The 16,884-nt window shown below is 43.8% G+C and carries 16 protein-coding genes; 6 read left to right on the top strand and 10 right to left on the bottom strand.

The features are described 5' to 3' along the window. Positions 1-218: 218 nt before the first annotated feature. The 3 genes from MAS10914_RS36145 to groES all read right to left on the bottom strand — a co-directional run bounded on the left by MAS10914_RS36145 (position 219) and on the right by groES (position 2,684). Entirely contained in the window at positions 219-536 is a 318-nt protein-coding gene (locus tag MAS10914_RS36145; protein ID WP_017315950.1) for an ATP-binding cassette domain-containing protein, read from the bottom strand. A 92-nt stretch (positions 537-628) separates the two neighbouring features. After that, a complete protein-coding gene (gene groL / locus MAS10914_RS0110805) occupies positions 629-2,269 on the bottom strand; it encodes a chaperonin GroEL (protein ID WP_017315949.1) in 1,641 nt (546 codons plus the stop codon). A 103-nt stretch (positions 2,270-2,372) separates the two neighbouring features. After that, positions 2,373-2,684: a co-chaperone GroES gene (gene groES / locus MAS10914_RS0110800; RefSeq protein WP_017315948.1), complete on the bottom strand. Its 312-nt coding sequence runs from the start codon at positions 2,682-2,684 to the stop codon at positions 2,373-2,375. 246 nt (positions 2,685-2,930) lie between these two features. On the opposite strand from groES, the gene MAS10914_RS0110795 reads away from it, so the two are divergent. Then, entirely contained in the window at positions 2,931-3,407 is a 477-nt protein-coding gene (locus MAS10914_RS0110795) for a ferredoxin (RefSeq protein ID WP_033365111.1), read from the top strand. A gap of 355 nt (positions 3,408-3,762) precedes the next feature. After that, positions 3,763-4,410: a response regulator transcription factor gene (locus MAS10914_RS0110790; RefSeq protein WP_026082476.1), complete on the top strand. Its 648-nt coding sequence runs from the start codon at positions 3,763-3,765 to the stop codon at positions 4,408-4,410. 184 nt (positions 4,411-4,594) lie between these two features. Here MAS10914_RS0110790 and MAS10914_RS0110785 read toward each other — a convergent pair whose 3' ends face one another. From MAS10914_RS0110785 to MAS10914_RS0110770, 4 genes are all read right to left on the bottom strand, one after another. Next, positions 4,595-4,903, bottom strand: a complete 309-nt coding sequence (locus MAS10914_RS0110785; RefSeq protein ID WP_017315945.1) for an NIL domain-containing protein — start codon at positions 4,901-4,903, stop codon at positions 4,595-4,597. Between the two features lie 204 nt (positions 4,904-5,107). Next, positions 5,108-5,806 carry a LysR family transcriptional regulator substrate-binding protein gene (locus tag MAS10914_RS29965; protein WP_017315944.1) on the bottom strand — a complete coding sequence of 233 codons (699 nt, stop codon included), beginning with the start codon at positions 5,804-5,806 and terminating at the stop codon, positions 5,108-5,110. A 258-nt stretch (positions 5,807-6,064) separates the two neighbouring features. Next, positions 6,065-7,456 (bottom strand): asparagine--tRNA ligase, encoded by a 1,392-nt coding sequence (gene asnS, locus MAS10914_RS0110775; RefSeq protein WP_017315943.1) that lies wholly within the window; start codon positions 7,454-7,456, stop codon positions 6,065-6,067. Between the two features lies 1 nt (position 7,457). After that, entirely contained in the window at positions 7,458-7,823 is a 366-nt protein-coding gene (locus tag MAS10914_RS0110770; RefSeq protein ID WP_026082475.1) for a hypothetical protein, read from the bottom strand. A 280-nt stretch (positions 7,824-8,103) separates the two neighbouring features. Between MAS10914_RS0110770 and MAS10914_RS0110765 the strand changes: the two genes are divergently transcribed. After that, positions 8,104-8,388 carry a DUF6439 family protein gene (locus MAS10914_RS0110765; RefSeq protein ID WP_026082474.1) on the top strand — a complete coding sequence of 95 codons (285 nt, stop codon included), beginning with the start codon at positions 8,104-8,106 and terminating at the stop codon, positions 8,386-8,388. Positions 8,389-8,461: 73 nt separating this feature from the next. On the opposite strand, the gene MAS10914_RS0110760 is transcribed toward MAS10914_RS0110765, so the two are convergent. Both MAS10914_RS0110760 and rlmD read right to left on the bottom strand, forming a co-directional pair. Then, the gene (locus tag MAS10914_RS0110760; protein WP_017315940.1) at positions 8,462-8,929 is read right to left on the bottom strand and encodes an ATP-binding protein; all 468 of its coding nucleotides are present in this window, start codon (positions 8,927-8,929) and stop codon (positions 8,462-8,464) included. Between the two features lie 375 nt (positions 8,930-9,304). After that, positions 9,305-10,717, bottom strand: a complete 1,413-nt coding sequence (gene rlmD, locus MAS10914_RS0110755; protein ID WP_017315939.1) for a 23S rRNA (uracil(1939)-C(5))-methyltransferase RlmD — start codon at positions 10,715-10,717, stop codon at positions 9,305-9,307. Between the two features lie 124 nt (positions 10,718-10,841). On the opposite strand from rlmD, the gene MAS10914_RS0110750 reads away from it, so the two are divergent. Next, entirely contained in the window at positions 10,842-11,327 is a 486-nt protein-coding gene (locus tag MAS10914_RS0110750) for an allophycocyanin subunit alpha-B (protein ID WP_017315938.1), read from the top strand. 1,199 nt (positions 11,328-12,526) lie between these two features. Here MAS10914_RS0110750 and MAS10914_RS0110745 read toward each other — a convergent pair. Then, positions 12,527-13,447 carry an IS5/IS1182 family transposase gene (locus MAS10914_RS0110745; protein ID WP_017314084.1) on the bottom strand — a complete coding sequence of 307 codons (921 nt, stop codon included), beginning with the start codon at positions 13,445-13,447 and terminating at the stop codon, positions 12,527-12,529. 427 nt (positions 13,448-13,874) lie between these two features. Between MAS10914_RS0110745 and MAS10914_RS32730 the strand changes: the two genes are divergently transcribed. Together MAS10914_RS32730 and purL are read left to right on the top strand one after the other, a co-directional pair. Then, positions 13,875-14,228 carry a hypothetical protein gene (locus tag MAS10914_RS32730; RefSeq protein WP_017315937.1) on the top strand — a complete coding sequence of 118 codons (354 nt, stop codon included), beginning with the start codon at positions 13,875-13,877 and terminating at the stop codon, positions 14,226-14,228. A gap of 174 nt (positions 14,229-14,402) precedes the next feature. Next, positions 14,403-16,814 carry a phosphoribosylformylglycinamidine synthase subunit PurL gene (purL, locus tag MAS10914_RS0110735; protein WP_017315936.1) on the top strand — a complete coding sequence of 804 codons (2,412 nt, stop codon included), beginning with the start codon at positions 14,403-14,405 and terminating at the stop codon, positions 16,812-16,814. Positions 16,815-16,884: the final 70 nt, after the last annotated feature.

The following is a 16,884-nucleotide window of genomic DNA, read 5'->3' as shown; positions in this document are numbered from 1 at the left end:
AATATGCGCTAAGGCGCACGCTACGCGAACGCTACTACACAAACGAAGTCCCTATGGCTGACGCCACGCCTGACGGCGAACGGGTAAGACCTAAGCCCTGCGGGCACGCTACGCACATGAAGGAGCCTGCGCTTTGCGCTTACGCAGTCGCCTCTGTCGGCAGACCCTCCTGCAGCGCTGTCTCACCGCCTGCGCGGACTAACCAAAAATTAAGGGTTTTAAACCCTCGTAGGCGGATTTTGTCTGTATAGCCGCGACTTACAGTCGCCAGGGCTAGTAGGAATGGATACTTTACAAACATCCTCTAAGACATAGACGTGCCAAGTTGCGATCAAAAGTACCCACACTTCCCCTTTTGTGGGTTGCAGTGTACCGTTGAGTAAGCTAATTAAGGTACTTTTCCCTGCACCACTGGAACCCACAAGGGCGACTCGTTCACCTGGATAAATTTGCAAGTTGATGTCAGTGAGAGATTGGAAGGTTCCAAATTGTTTGGTGACGTTTTTAAGTTCAAAAATTGGTGTAGGTGGGTTCATGGTCTTAATGTCAACAAAAAAACAGCCGCCTCCACCAGGGAAGCCGCTGTTGTCACAATTGGGCAGGTTTTCCGACCCACCCAACAAGAATTTTAATAATCGAAGTCGCCGCCGCCCATACCAGCGCCAGCGCCAGCAGGAGCGTTATCCTTAGGCTCAGGCTTGTCAACCACGATGCATTCGGTAGTCAACACCATACCAGCAATGGAAGCAGCGTTCTGCAGAGCAGAACGAGTCACTTTGGCTGGGTCAACAATACCAGCATCAAACATATTGACAAATTCGTTCTGAGCAGCATCGAAACCAGTGTTGAAGTCTTTCTCCTTCACTCGCTCAGCAATGACAGCACCATTTTGACCAGCGTTTTCAGCAATTCTCTTGAGAGGAGCAGCCAAGGCGCGCGATACAATCAACGCACCAGTCAACTCTTCATCTTTGAGGTTGCTGTTTGCCCATTCTTCGAGCGCAGGAGACAGGTGAGCCAGTGTTGTACCACCGCCAGGAACGATACCTTCTTCCACAGCAGCTTTGGTTGCGTTGATGGCGTCTTCTAGGCGCAGCTTCTTATCCTTCATTTCGGTTTCGGTAGCAGCACCCACTTTAACAACGGCGACACCACCAGCTAGTTTAGCCAGACGCTCTTGCAGCTTCTCTTTGTCGTAGGAAGATTCGGTTTCTTCGATTTGACGGCGAATTTGCTCGATACGAGCCTTAACACCAGCTTCGTTACCTTCGGCAACAATGGTGGTGTTGTCTTTGGTGATGGTGATGCGACGAGCTTTACCCAGTGCATCCAGCTTGGTGCTTTCCAGCTTCAAACCAGCATCTTCGGTGATGACTTGACCACCAGTCAGGACGGCGATATCTTCCAGCATCGCTTTGCGGCGATCGCCAAAGCCAGGAGCTTTCACAGCAGCCACGTTGAGCACACCACGCAGGCGGTTCACAACCAGGGTTGCCAAAGCTTCTTTCTCGATATCTTCGGCGATAATCATCAGAGGACGACCAGCACGAGCAACTTGCTCGAGTACTGGTACTAGGTCTTGTACCAGAGCAATTTTCTTATCGGTCAGCAGGATGAAAGGCTCATCGAAAATTGCTTCCATCCGCTCAGGGTCGGTTGCGAAGTAGGGAGAGATGTAGCCTTTGTCAAAGCGCATCCCTTCGGTGATTTCCAATTCGGTGGTCATGGACTTCCCTTCTTCCAAGGAAATCACACCTTCTTTGCCCACCTTATCCATTGCTTCGGCAATCATCTGACCGACTTCTTCGTCGTTACCAGCAGAGATTGCACCAACCTGAGCAATTGCTTTGGAATCTTCTACAGGACGAGCGTGTTCTTTGATTTTCTCTACCAAGAAGTTGGTAGCCTTATCAATACCACGCTTCAGCAAAATGGCATTTGCACCTGCTGCAACGTTCCGCAAGCCTTCTTTTACCACTGCGTGAGCCAAAACGGTCGCAGTTGTGGTGCCATCACCAGCAGCATCGTTGGTCTTGGAAGCCGCTTGACGGATCAAAGCAACGCCAGTATTTTCGACGTGGTCTTCCAATTCAATTTCTTTAGCAATGGTCACACCATCATTGATAATTTGTGGTGCGCCAAACTTTTTCTCTAGCACTACGTTCCGACCTTTAGGACCGAGGGTAACGGCTACAGCCTCAGCCAGAATATCCATGCCTCTTTCTAGGGCACGACGTGCGTTTTCGTTGTAGATAATGCGCTTTGCCATATTAGTCCTTTGTCATTAGTCCTTTGTCATTAGTCCTTTGTCATTAGTCCTTTGTCATTGGTCATTAGTCATTAGTCTTGTACTAATGACTAATGACCAATGACTATGAAACGATTGCTAGAATGTCTTTTTCAGAAAGCAGGACGTATTCGTCGGTTCCGAGTTTGATGTCGGTACCAGCGTACTTAGAGTAGAGAACTTTGTCTCCCACTTTGACATCCAGTGACTGACGAGCACCGTCATCTTTGAGCTTGCCATCGCCGACAGCGACAACTTCGCCTACTTGGGGTTTTTCTTTTGCGTTGTCGGGCAAATACAGACCACCAGCGGTCTTTTCTTCAGCGGCGCTCACTTTGACAAATACGCGATCGCCCAGGGGTTTAACTGTAGAAACGCTTAGAGATACAGCTGCCATACCAAATTCTCGCCTTGTTAGCACTCTCGACTCCTGAGTGCTAATGTACCGAAGGGTAGTATGCAATAGCAACATTTTCTTTTGTACGGGTTCCCGAACTTTACTTGCACTCTCTTTCCTGGGTATAAATACTCAACTTTTCTGAGCTTTCAGGTTTTACTCCGTAAATGACGAATATGGATATATGGGCAACTTTGTTTGCAAAGCTGGGAAATTGATATAGAACAGTAATCAGGGAGCCGCGAATTGAGTAACACTACAGTGATCCAGTCCTGCCTTCAGATACAACAGACCACTAAACCACCAGCGAATAAAGCCCTAAGTATTTCTACAGAAACTTTAGGACTGTCGAAAATTCAGAGGGACATTTTTATCTACGCTGTCCAGACAGTTTCTAAATGCTTCTCAAAACAAGCTCGTTTGCGATTTTGGGAATACTTGAAAAAGCGCTTCAAACAGCTAAATCTTCACCAAGGGCAAGAGAGCAGTCTTAGTTGCATCTTTAGAAATAAAGTCAACGGCTTGCCAGTTTGCTGTTCTAGACTGATAATAAAGGATTACCCGGATGCTGCTGTGCGGTATCGCCCAACAACCCCGGAAGTCATTGAGCGGATTATACGAGAACACTTATTAGGCAACAAGGTGGTAGAAGAATATGCATTTTTAACCCATCCTTTGCCAGAAAGTTCCCTAGTTCGTCGTGAAAAGCTTATAGAAGCTTAACATCCCGCAAGGATATGGCACAGTAGTAAACAAATGAAAGTGCGGGTTAATGGTGATCTGGGAGCATCTTGAGTCCAACACTTACTTGTTAACCTGAATAATTATTATTTAATCAGTGTTTTTTAACCCGCAACTTTCAAAGCGATATATAATAACGCATTATAAATACTACTGCTCTACGTATCCTTACTGGAATTTTGCCGTTGGTACATAAATTCCCAAAAATGACAACCACTTTTGGGATTTCATGAAGCAAAGGCAAGTTAAGTGGGAAAAAGCACGACACCTCCTTAATCCACCAGAGAGGATGACCATTCAAGACCTTGATGGATCAAGCGCGATAAGTGCCACTGCTATGAAAGAACCCAGCATGAAAGATCACAAACGACTTCTACTGATTGATGATGACCCTAACCTCATCTTGCTGGTGAAGGATTATTTGGAATTCCGGGGTTATGATGTTATCACTGCTGAAAATGGTCGAGAAGCACTGGAAATTTTAGAGCAGGATATTCCAGACATGATCATTTGCGACGTGATGATGCCGGAAATGGACGGGTATACTTTTGTCGAACAAGTCCGGCAAAACGAACGCACCAGCTGGATTCCCGTTCTCTTCCTTTCAGCTAAGGGACAAAGCGCAGACCGAGTTAAAGGTCTGAATAAAGGTGCTGATGTGTATATGGTCAAGCCTTTTGAGCCAGAAGAATTGGTAGCACAAGTAGAATCTTCTCTGAAGCAAACCATTCGCTGGAAAGAACACCAAGCAAAAGGAGGGGAAAACGGTTCCCGCATCCAAGTTCCCTTTGATGTACAGTTAACCCCAACAGAACTCAAAGTCGTGCAATTTGTGGCTAGAGGTTTAGCTAACCGCGAAATTGCTGAAGAATTAAATGTCAGCCAACGCACGGTAGAAAGCCATGTGTCCAATATGTTGGGCAAAACCAATCTCCACAATCGCACTGAACTAGCGCGATGGGCAATTGAAAATCAAATGGCGTAAGAACAGTGTTGAGTGCTAAGTGTTAAGTGCTAAGTGTTGAGTGCTAAGTGTTGAGTGCTAAGTGTTGAGTGCTGAGTGCTGAGTGCTGAGTGTTAAGTGTTGAGTGCGTAGGGGCGCACAGTATTGCGCCCTGACTAACCCCTGAGTAGCTACCTAGTTCAGCACTCATTTCTCAGAACTTAACTTACCAACCGTCTTCTTCAGTAATGAATTGGTGCGAAATTTCTAAATTCAGTTCATTAAGGTAGGTTAAGGCGCTAGCAATCTGGAAAACTGTTCCCCTTAGTTCCAAATCAAAGCAGCCTTGTTGCGGCATATGACCATTCAACTTGGCTGCTGCGATATTTACTGTGATGCCGCAATAGGAAATAAGCCGTGAAATGACGGGCTGTTCGTGCAACTCCTTGGGAATACGAACTTTAATGCGAGTTGTAGTGCGTCGGTTGTCTCGAAAATCGATAGTACATTTACCCTGCTTGCTTGGAATTGCCATAATAGCTTTCCTTTCAAATTTTTTGATGCGGGTTTTATGGTACAGGATTTTTCTCCCACAACAAAAATCTTGACACTAATCTTGTCAAATGGGAGTACTGTTATTACCCCTCAGATTCTTTTTTATCTTAATTTACGCTTTATCGGTCTGATTTTAGTATTTTAATACTAATTAACATAAGCAAATTCAAAAATACTGAATACATCAACCAACTTTGAGGATGTCCAGAAAAGCAAAGACTGCTCTCGGTAATAAGGCATCTGCTAGGATGGCTACCCCGATAACTCGCTCAAGCAGCACTGGCAAACTCCTCACTTCTATCCCTTCTGGTATTGGTTCAGCCGCTAGTTGAGCCATTACAGTCGCCCCCAATCCTTGCATGACCATGCTGAGAATGGTCGAATCTTCCCTCACCTCGTAGTCAATCTTGAGAGTTTGACCAAATTGCAAAAAATGAGCGTGGACTGTCTTGTTGTGCTGGGGACTGCGAAGATTCACAATCATTGGGTACTCTGCTAACTGTTCCCAACTGAGTGACACACCAGGAGCTATTGAACCAGGCGGAAGCAGTACGACAAACTCATCTCGAAATAGCTCCCACGTCTCAAACTCTGTTGTAGTTGGCAACAACGTGAAGCCGATATCCGCCTGACCTTCTCGCAGTGCCTGTTCTACCTGTGCATATCGATCGCACTCGGTCATCACAACGCTAATGGTTGGGAACTTCTGGCGAAAAAGAGCGATGACCTTTGGTAGTACGTGAGTTGCGATGCTCCGAACACAAGCAACCCGAACTTGTCCAGTTTGTAATCCTTTCTCCTGGTTGGCTTTTTCCTGAATCACCTCTAACAAATGCAGAACTTGACGCGCTTCCTGAATCACCTGCTCTCCAATTGGCGTCAAAGTTGCACCCTGTCGACCCCGAAAACTGCTGTTGTACTTTCACCTCTCATTCCTTGGAATATTGCCGGACTTTCCATTTAGTTCTTATGTTTGGTTTTATCAGATTTAGTAGTAAATATAGAGTGTGTTTATGCAGTGCAACGCTACTTTACAAACGATAATAATTGTACCTACTTTAAGACGCATAAAATAACATAACTAGTAACACTCAACTAAAAAGAAACCCGATTCTCTCAAAAATCGGGTTTCTCAATACAGTTAAAACTCAGCATTTTCTGGCGTACGTGGGAAAGGAATGACATCTCTGATATTTCCCATCCCCGTCATAAATTGCACCAGTCGTTCAAAACCCAAACCAAAACCTGCGTGGGGGACAGTTCCAAAGCGGCGCAAATCAAGATACCACCACAAATCTTCTGGCTTCATCCCTTGTGCGAGTATGCGGCGTTCAAGAACATCTAAGCGTTCTTCGCGTTGAGAACCACCGATAATTTCGCCAATTTTAGGCGCGAGAATATCCATTGCAGCAACGGTTTTTTCATCGTCATCTAAGCGCATATAAAAAGCTTTGATTTGCGCTGGATAATTGCTGACGATGACCGGCTTTTTGAAAAGTTGTTCGCAAAGATAGCGTTCGTGTTCTGATTGTAAATCCAAGCCCCAACTTACAGGATATTCAAACTTAACATCAGCTTTTTCTAACAGTTTGATGGCTTCCGTATAAGTTATGCGCTCAAATTCATTATTAATAATATTGTCCGCTGTTGCCAATACAGTATTATCAATACGTTGATTGAAAAATTCCATGTCTTCCGGGCAAGTTTCCAAGACATATTTAAAAATATGTTTGAGAAACGCCTCGGCTAAATCCATATCTTCCTTGAGTTGACAGAAAGCCATCTCTGGTTCTACCATCCAAAATTCTGCCAAGTGGCGGGAGGTGTTGGAGTTTTCTGCACGGAAGGTAGGACCGAAGGTGTAGACGTTCGTAAACGCCATCGCCATGACTTCGGCTTCTAGCTGACCGCTGACTGTTAAATATGTTGGTTTGGCAAAAAAGTCTTTACTATAATCTATGGCTTTGGTTTCTGTGCGAGGAACATCTTTGAGATCCAAACTCGTCACGCTGAACAATTCACCTGCACCTTCGCAATCGTTAGCGGTGATAATGGGAGTGTGTACCCACAAAAAGCCGCGTTCTTGGAAGAATTGGTGGATAGCAGTAGCGCAGGCGTTTCTGACGCGGAAAACTGCACCAAAGGAATTGGTACGCGATCGCAAATGTCCAATAGTTCGCAGAAACTCAAAGGAATGGCGTTTCTTTTGCAGGGGATATGTTTCGGGATCAGCTTCCCCGTAAACTTTCACTTTTTCTACTTTCAACTCGATCCGCTGTCCTTTACCAACAGATGCTACCAGTACTCCAGCCACTTCCAAGGAAGCACCAGTATTGAGCTTTTTCAAAATATCATCGTAGTCTGGCAAATCCTGATTGAGTACCACTTGCAAACTAGCCAAGGATGAGCCGTCATTTACTTCTATAAAAGAAAATCCTTTTAATTCCCGTTTGGTGCGAACCCAGCCTTGAACTATCAGCCACTCATCAGGTTGACCACTTCGCAATATTTCTGCAATCCGTCGATTTACCATATCATCCAGCAACAGACTTTAATAACCAGCCTATGATAACGCCCAATCCGCCAAAGCGGACGGCTTGCCAAAAAGGTTCTTTCAGGCTACCCCAGGAGAACAACTGACTTTCTAAGTTGAGTTCTAGCACTTCTAACTGCTGTTTAATTTGCTTTAACTCGGCTTTCATTTCTGCCAATTTACTATGACGCAGTTGTTTAAGGCGTTGTTGCAATTCTCTGTGATGGAACTTGTCTGCTTGCACTTGATTGTAGCGTTCTTTCAAAGCAACAAGCGCTTGCTCCACTTCCAAGAGTTCTTGTTCAAATTCTTGGTCGTGATTTTCCTCACCAGATGGCACGTTAGATGATTGTTTAGGCGGTTTCATGAACAAGTAGTAAACTTAAGATGAAATGCAATTGTGCCCAATAGTCATAGCAAATTCGTTTATACAGCGGTTTTCAAATAAATGAACCACATATGCACTCATTTAAACCCTGTAGAGACGTTGCCTTGCAACGTCTCTAGAATGTTGTTTATTTAGATGTAAATGGCTGTATGACACCGTCTTTTTGGCAACCTTGTTTTGGTAGTCAGTGGCAAGGATGCTAAATCTTTTTCTTGTAATAATTTAGAAAACTCTTAACTCTATACTTATGAGCGATATCATATCTCAATCAGCCCAGCTGCCTAACACAGGTCAACTAAATCAATTGAGTACCCTGGAACTAGCTCAAGCTCTTATGGAGAGGCTGAGTATTTCCCCTAACGATTGGCATCGCCTCAAGTCTAACCGCAAAGTTCGCGCTAGTGAACAAGCAGCAGCAGCTCTTGTGTTTCTCCTTAAGGATGAACCACAAGAAGCTTTACTCAGACTCCAACAAGCAAGTGGTTGGTTGGATCGCTCTATTTCTGCACCACCTTGTCCTACTCACGGCGAGAACAAGAAATAGGAAGAGCAACAGAGGGGGACAGAGGAACACAGGGGAAGCAAAAGAAATTTCTCCCACTCCCCCACTCCTCTTTTCACCGTCGCAAAGCTAGCCGGGGTCGAGTTTCTAGGTGTTTACAAAGCCTTAACTCTGTGCCTTTCCTGTTCCACTGGACCTGATCGAAAATTTGATGGAGAATACACATACCACGACCGCTCTCTGACTCATCTGGGGGTAAGTATTCTGTTGGATCGATATCTGGAGCGACATCTATATCACAAGTAGACGAAGGTGTAAAGCCACCGCCTTGGTCGGATATAACCCACCAATACTGATTCTCAATTAAGGAGAAACGGACTACAACTGTTTTACTTGGATCTAGATTATTACCGTGTTTAGCAGCGTTTACTAAGGCTTCTTGAAGTCCTAGCCGCAGTTCTGCTTGTAATTTGCCCGGAATTTCTGCCAAAAGCAAATCTAGTATCGGATAGAGATACAAAGTTGAGGCAAAACTAATGGTGCCCCAGTTACGCCCTGTAGGACGAAGCGAAATAGTAATCACAATAGAAACCCCGTAGCTTTCAGAGTTAGCTAGACATCAGTTTGCTGTCACAGATACCCTGATCGAATTTGAGGTGGTCATGTCGCCTTCAAACTTTCGTCTTTTCAACTAAATTTTGAAAATGCTAGGGAGCATTAACTCTCTTTAATGAGATAGAGTTGCTTCTATATAAAACGGCTTTTATACAACTGCTCAAACAATGAGCAAGTGAGATGCTTTCTGATGAGAAGAGTATTAACATACCCTTTTACGTGCCGCTTCATTAGACAACTCGATTCATATTTTTGGGAGAGTCTTTGCTACTTTGATATCTTTACACAAAAGGAATCATGTTTTTAGCTTAATTCAATTCTAGCATTTTTACTATGACTTGGACTACAAATTTTTTATTTGAGTTTTTGTACACGAGTTAGTACCTTTGTTCAAATCTGATAACACAAGAAATGCAGCTGCTTCCACATGAGCGGTTTGCCCAAAGAAGTCAGCCGGTTGTACCCGTGTGAGAGTATATACTCCGTTTTCACACAGTAATTTGAGGTCACGGGCAAGGGTCGTGACTTTACAACTGACATAAATAATACGTGGTGGTTTTGATTTTAGGAGAGTGTCAATCACAGAGCGATCGCATCCCTTTCGGGGTGGATCAAGCAACACAATGTCTGGTGAAATTTCGACCTGAGGGAGTAATTTTTCTACCGCTCCAGTGTGAAAAATTACATTATGAATATCATTGTGCTTCGCATTTAAAATTGCTTGTTCCACTGCTTCTGGTTGCAATTCTAACCCCATCGCTTCCTTAACTTGTTTTGCCAGTGGCAATGTTAACGTCCCAATACCACAATAGCTATCAAGTAGCACCTCCGAACCTTGTAAATTCAGTTCTGACTGAATCACCTGTAATAATGCCTCTGCCGTCTCCGTATGTACCTGGAAAAACGTATCAGGTCGTACCTGAAATTCCAGTCGGGCAAATTTTTCTCGCAGGTACGGAAGCCCAGCTATGCAACGAGTTTCGGTGCCAAAAATGGCATTAGTACGGGCTGGGTTGCGGTTTAAACAAACTCCCACCAATTGGGGATAGCGCTTTAACCACTCCTGCGCTTGGTCTTGAATTCCGGGTAAATTCCAGTCTTTGACCACCAACGTCAGCAACATTTCCCCAGTCCGGCGACCGATGCGTAAACCGAGATGGCGTATCACACCTGTGTGACGCTGTTCGTTGTAAACTTGCCAACCCCGCTTTTGGATGTCTTGTTTGACTTCCAACAGAGGATTTAATCGTGGGTCTTGCACAGGACATTGATTCAAGTTAATTAATTGGTGGCTACCTTTTTGATAGTAACCAGCTTGAACTTGTCCGGTGTGAGACGATCCCACAGGATAAGTCGCTTTGTTACGATAGCCCAAACATTCAGGAGTCGATAGAACTGGATCTACTGGTGGTTGCACAAAACCGCCAATACGTTCCAAAGCCTGGATAACTTGATTTTGCTTTGCTGCCAACTGGTACTCATAATCAATATGCTGCCATTGACACCCACCACATTTATCAGCCACGATACAGCTAGGTCGGACACGGTGGGGAGATGGTTGCAACAGTTGATTGAGTTTGCCGTGGGCGTAGTTAGGTTTGACGTGTACCAGACGAACAACAGCGCGATCTCCGGGTACAGTATCTGGTATGAATACGACCCTTTGCTGCCAACGCCCTACACCCTCACCCGTATCGTTCAAATCTGTAATTTCAACTTCAATTAACTCACCTTGTTTCCAACTTTTTTCAGTCATTGGTCATTAGTCATTAGGTCATTAGTCATCAGTCACTTCTTTCCTTACTCCCACTCCCTTCACTTGTGTCCTCAAGACTCGTTAAACTAGCAAATAATAATTAATTCATGTCATTGCAATAATCATGACTGTAGTAAGCCAAGTTATTCTCCAAGCCGACGACGAACTGCGTTATCCCAGCAGTGGCGAACTCAAGAATATCAAAGACTATTTGCAAACTGGTCAGCAACGGATACGAATTGTTACAACCCTAGCTGAAAACGAAAAAAAGATAGTTCAAGAAGCTACTAAACAGCTTTGGCAGAAGCGTCCTGACTTCATCGCCCCTGGTGGCAATGCCTACGGAGAGCGCCAGCGTGCTTTATGTATCCGTGATTATGGTTGGTACTTACGCTTAATAACCTACGGTGTACTTGCCGGTGACAAAGAACCAATAGAAAAAATTGGTTTAATTGGCGTGAGGGAAATGTACAACTCGCTTGGCGTTCCTGTACCTGGAATGGTAGAAGCAATCAACTGTTTGAAAAAAGCCTCCCTTAACTTACTGAATGCAGAAGACGCCGCTGAAGCAGCCCCCTACTTTGATTACATCATTCAAGCGATGTCTTAATACAAAGTATTCTTTGGGTGGGCTTGTAGACATCTAGACAGAGCACGAGCAATCAGCACTCAATGTCGATAATACTTATATACTGATCATACCTTCCCCACACAAGATAGTGGCTACGGCAGAATCTCTGTCAAGTTACTAACAAGTTGTGGGGAAATTTTATGAGATAGTCAAGAGTCAAAATTTATTCTGCTCCCTTACTTCCCCCATTTAGCAATACGGTTCAGAATCGCGAAATTTATCTGTTGAGGTAGGCAGGGGGAGAAAAAAAGGCTTAACTGAACTGTATTGCCTCATATAGAAAAAGCCGACGGTCTTCAAGCGAAGACTGTCGGCATTCAGTGTGTTCCCTATTAATGACTCGGCTAGAGTTCAGTTGTTTGTATTCTGCCAACTTGTCCATATAAATAATAGGATCTTAATCATGCACACCAGTGATTGTTATCACAAAATTATTTCTGCCAGACTATGTCAATACATGAAAACATCGAATTTTCTCTACAATTTAGATAAGCTTTACCACATGATGTAACTTAAAAATGGAATTTTAGTTACAAATTTAAGTCTTCTGATCCCATCCAATCAATGGTAAGTTCTAAGTTATACTCGCAACCTCCCTTATCCCTGGGTGCAACAAAGAACTATCTTTAATAAAAGACAAAACAATCAAAGGTCAACAAAAAGGCAATATTTTTTATATCATTACCTATTATCCCATCCAAAGCCTTGGTTGGAGGAGCATGGGTGCAAAAGTATTCATAATGCACCCATAAATCCTTTGAAAATAAAAAAATTAGGAAATAGCAGAACCTCCCCTTTGCTTGAGTATGCTACAATTAGTCCCTAGAGAAGTACACACAGCAGTTGAGCAAATAGATTGTTTCATACACAGCACGCATGGAAAGTGCAGATTAAGCTTCAAACAGAATGATTCCCCTAGCACTCTAATACAATTCCTTTTGTGAAAAGCGCAGATTAAGCCACCAATTCAATAGACATCTCCGAAAATACTCAAATTGTTTGCCGAAGTGACTTTTAGCGTGCGATTGCCCAAGGGGCACTGCGCTTCGCGCAATCGCCAATTCCAAAAGTGAGCTAGACAACACGTAACAATAAGGGTTTGAGATGTTTCTTATTAAGAAGAGGGCAAAAATAAGTGGCTATGTACAGGAATTGTACTTGAGAATTATTCCGCTCTTTTATGATGAGAAAACTAAGGTTCCAAGTCGGAGTCTTACAAGTCCACAAATAGTCATAATTATTTGTTCATATTTATTAGGATTTAACCGAAACCGTTCTTGGGCTACTCGGAATATTTTCACGACACGAATTAAATGTTCAACAAATATTCGTTCCTTGGCCAATTCTTTATTTCGTTCTTTTTGTTCCGGAGTTAATTCTTGTTTTTTTGGCTTTTTCGTTGGGGTCTTGATTGATTCTTCTCCTGCGTATGCTTTGTCACCATGAAACCTCTGATTGGGGTCAAATCCTTTTTGATGTTCCCGAAATAAATTGATGTCACTTTTTGTTCCTGGTTTTCCTGCTACTACATCAATAATATCTTTCCCCTCAGGTAAAACGATAATTTGATTTTTCATAGTATGGTTTTTCTTTTTGCCAGAGTAATATTCTTTTTGCTCTTCATATTCCCCAGGCCGCTCTCTTGGCTGTTCATAGCTATCTACTATTAGCTCAAACTCGGTTAAAATTTCTTGAACAACTTGGTAGTCACTTGAGTTTTTTTTTACCTGCTCAAGTAGGCTTGGTGGTAATAATTCTCCTAGAATTGGAAACCAATAATTGAATGTATCGTTTGCAGTTGTCTCACTTACCCCAAATTGGATGCCCAGCAATTGAAATGTTGTTAAATGTCTGAGATATGTCAAAGTTAAAATTATTTGCTCTTCCAACGACAGTTTAGGTCTGCGACCTCCTCCACCCGCAATAATTCTTACCTTTTTAGACTCAGATGATACTTGTTTTTGGTTATGCACCTCTCTCGCTTGTTCTAAAAGTTGCTCTAATTGCTCATACTTGAGACCAATTAAACGCTGTGCATCTAGAGGATGATGTTGAATATGCTCAAATAGAGAACCCACAATAGTTTGGTAAAAATACATTTGTATATGATTTTACCAGGAATTATTTATTTTCCGGAGATGTCTAATCAATGGGGTAACTGGAACGATTGTGTTGAGTCGTGCTGATGACACTAAAAAAATACAATTCCATTAACCAAGGCAAGCATGATAGCCCATTGCAGAGGTGATACTTAAAACCAGTTGGAACTGGTAAAATCACCACTTGAGATAGGCGTATTGTATTAAATTTATTTTCATACCTTACTTGGTCAATATTTATCTTATGAAAGAATTTATAGTCCTCAAATAGTGTAAACACTTATTTGTTTCTTATGATATTAAAATCTAAGTAAAAAAATACGTATTTATACAGTTGCTCCTGAGAGCTTCTCATTAGCCGTGATAGGCTAGAGATAGCAGCAGAAGTGATTTGCAACATCTTGTAATAAACGTACTAGGGATGACGATGGCAGCAGAACAAAAGCAAAGCACCTTACTTGAGGCAATAGAAAGCCATTTACGTCAGTTGTCTCCTCAAAAGTTGCAAGTCGTGGCTACCTTTTTGGCTTACTTGCAAGGAAGAGAAGAAAACCAAGCAAAACAGGAACTATTGACCATTCCTGGCTTTGCAGCATCCTTTCGTGAAATTGTGCAACCTGAAGAAAAGGAGCAAGCAAATTTATCTAAGGACAATGATTTGGTTCCTGCGTTGGGAGACAATAGCCTAAATCAAATTTCCCAAGATGCAGAAGTATGGCAGGCTTACTTAGCTTCTAAAAAGAGATGGCAGGAGGTTTCCCATCGCCTTGCAGACTCCTAAATTCCTGTTGCCCCAAGTCATAGCTATACACCAGGATCAGATAAAAAGCTTTGGCGGTACTGATGGTATTAGCGCGAAATGTCCAAAGAAGAATTATCTGCGTTCTTAAATTAAGTACATACAGCGCAATTAAATCGCTAAAATAATGCTCTGTCCCCTAGGTGCGTTACAGCCATGACCGTCACTTCCTCTGCTCCTTTTTCTCCTGAAGAAATCGCTGCTGAAGGTTTGAAGCCAGAAGAATATGAAGAAATTGTGAGGCGTCTAGGGCGTCATCCCAACAAAGCCGAACTGGGAATGTTTGGGGTGATGTGGTCAGAACACTGCTGTTACAAGAATTCTCGTCCGTTACTCAAACAATTTCCCACGACAGGACCCCGCATTCTGGTTGGACCTGGTGAAAATGCCGGTGTTGTAGATTTGGCTGATGGTCTGCGGTTGGCATTTAAGATTGAATCACACAACCACCCCTCAGCTGTCGAACCTTTTCAAGGAGCCGCCACAGGAGTAGGAGGCATCTTAAGAGATATCTTTACAATGGGTGCGCGTCCCATTGCCGTATTAAACTCCCTGCGCTTTGGTTCTTTAGAAGATGCTAAAACCCAAAGGCTTTTTAGTGGCGTGGTGGCTGGTATTGCTCATTACGGAAATTGCGTTGGTGTCCCCACTGTAGGCGGTGAAGTTTACTTTGATCCAGCTTACTCTGACAATCCCTTGGTGAATGTCATGGCGCTGGGATTAATGGAAACGCCAGAAATTGTCAAATCTGGTGCATCTGGTATCGGCAACCCAGTGCTCTATGTTGGTTCCACCACCGGACGTGATGGTATGGGAGGCGCAAGTTTTGCCAGTGCAGAACTGAGTGATGAGTCTATAGATGACCGTCCGGCGGTGCAAGTGGGCGACCCCTTCTTGGAAAAGTCGTTAATTGAAGCTTGTTTGGAGGCGTTTAAGACAGGTGCAGTGGTCGCTGCACAGGATATGGGTGCAGCTGGCATCACCTGTTCTACCTCAGAAATGGCAGCAAAAGGCGGTGTGGGTATTGAATTTGATTTAGATAAGATTCCAGTACGGGAAGCAGGGATGGTTCCTTATGAATACCTCCTTTCTGAATCTCAAGAACGAATGCTGTTCGTTGCCCACAAGGGACGCGAACAAGAGTTAATTGACATTTTCCATCGATGGGGGCTGCAAGCTGTGGTTGCAGGGACTGTCATTTCTGAACCCATTGTACGGATTCTGTTTCAGGGTGAAGTTGCAGCAGAGATTCCCGCAACGGCTTTGGCAGAAAATACGCCGCTGTATCACCGAAAAGTGTTGACTGAACCACCCGAATATGTACGAAAAGCTTGGGAATGGACACCTGATTCTTTGCCTTCCTGTACATCTGCTGGCATTGAAATTCAAGGACGCTTGCAAAGTTGGAATGACATCCTTTTGACTTTGCTAGATACCCCCACCATTGCATCTAAACGTTGGGTGTATCGTCAGTATGACCATCAGGTACAGAATAACACTGTTATGCTACCCGGTGGTGCAGATGCTTCTGTGATTCGCTTGCGTCCCCAGGAAGAGGAAGGGGGGAGAGGGGGAGAGGGGGAACTCAGGGTCCCCTCTGGGGATAAGGGGGCAAGGGGGAAACTCTCCAATCTTCAACTAGGTGTTGCTGCTACGGTAGATTGCAATCCTCGTTATGTTTATCTTGACCCGTACGAAGGGGCTAAGGCAGTTGTCGCAGAAGCAGCACGCAATCTCAGTTGTGTGGGTGCAGAACCTCTGGCTGTTACTGATAACTTGAATTTTGGCAGTCCAGAAAAGCCTGTTGGTTATTGGCAGTTAGCAGAAGCTTGTCGCGGTTTGGCTGAAGGTTGTCGAGAAATGGCAACTCCGGTGACTGGTGGAAATGTCTCCCTTTACAACGAAACCTTAGATTCTCAAGGCAAACCACAACCAATCTATCCGACTCCGGTTGTAGGTATGGTCGGATTAATCCCTGACTTGACTAAGATTTGTGGTCAAGCTTGGCAAGCAGAAGGTGATGTGATTTATCTGTTGGGCGAATCTTCCCACTCGACACTGGGTGGTTCGGAATATTTAGCCACTATTCACAGCACTGTTGCCGGAAAACCGCCACGGGTTGATTTTGAGATGGAACGCCGCGTACAGCAACTTTGCCGCGAGGGTATTCGTCAGGGTTGGATACGTTCGGCTCATGATTGTGCTGAGGGTGGAATCGCTATTGCTTTGGCAGAATGCTGTATTGCTGGCAAACTTGGAGCAGAAATCCAATTAGAACTACCAGCAGACAACTCTAAACGTTGGGATGAAGTACTTTTTGGCGAAGGTGGTGCACGAATTGTAGTTTCTGTTGCATTAGAACAACAAAAAACTTGGGAAACTTACCTAAGAGAACATGTGGGTAATCATTGGCAAAAACTTGGTCAGGTGGGAAATTCCGAAAAAAGTTTGCGGGTTTTAACAACTGATAACCAAACCTTAGTCAGGGTTAGCATTGAGGAAATGAGCGATCGCTACTTAAACGCGATTAAAAGGCGTTTGACCACCCATAACACCACCCCCAGTTGATTGATAAAATCCCCTCACTTGGGATACTAGCGTCTCTAGGCATAATTGCGATACTGTTTTAATGGATGGT

It is taken from the genome of Mastigocladopsis repens PCC 10914, from assembly GCF_000315565.1.
Taxonomy (GTDB): Bacteria; Cyanobacteriota; Cyanobacteriia; order Cyanobacteriales; family Nostocaceae; genus Mastigocladopsis; species Mastigocladopsis repens.
This window is presented reverse-complemented; position numbering and strand designations above follow the sequence as displayed.

Bases quoted from the DNA above. Each gene is read 5' to 3' on its own strand.
- MAS10914_RS36145 (WP_017315950.1), bottom strand. From the start codon at position 536: ATGAACCCACCTACACCAATTTTTGAACTTAAAAACGTCACCAAACAA.
- groL (WP_017315949.1), bottom strand. From the start codon at position 2,269: ATGGCAAAGCGCATTATCTACAACGAAAACGCACGTCGTGCCCTAGAA.
- groES (WP_017315948.1), bottom strand. From the start codon at position 2,684: ATGGCAGCTGTATCTCTAAGCGTTTCTACAGTTAAACCCCTGGGCGAT.
- MAS10914_RS0110790 (WP_026082476.1), top strand. From the start codon at position 3,763: ATGAAAGAACCCAGCATGAAAGATCACAAACGACTTCTACTGATTGAT.
- MAS10914_RS0110785 (WP_017315945.1), bottom strand. From the start codon at position 4,903: ATGGCAATTCCAAGCAAGCAGGGTAAATGTACTATCGATTTTCGAGAC.
- asnS (WP_017315943.1), bottom strand. From the start codon at position 7,456: ATGGTAAATCGACGGATTGCAGAAATATTGCGAAGTGGTCAACCTGAT.
- MAS10914_RS0110770 (WP_026082475.1), bottom strand. From the start codon at position 7,823: ATGAAACCGCCTAAACAATCATCTAACGTGCCATCTGGTGAGGAAAAT.
- rlmD (WP_017315939.1), bottom strand. From the start codon at position 10,717: ATGACTGAAAAAAGTTGGAAACAAGGTGAGTTAATTGAAGTTGAAATT.
- MAS10914_RS0110750 (WP_017315938.1), top strand. From the start codon at position 10,842: ATGACTGTAGTAAGCCAAGTTATTCTCCAAGCCGACGACGAACTGCGT.
- MAS10914_RS0110745 (WP_017314084.1), bottom strand. From the start codon at position 13,447: ATGTATTTTTACCAAACTATTGTGGGTTCTCTATTTGAGCATATTCAA.
- MAS10914_RS32730 (WP_017315937.1), top strand. From the start codon at position 13,875: ATGGCAGCAGAACAAAAGCAAAGCACCTTACTTGAGGCAATAGAAAGC.
- purL (WP_017315936.1), top strand. From the start codon at position 14,403: ATGACCGTCACTTCCTCTGCTCCTTTTTCTCCTGAAGAAATCGCTGCT.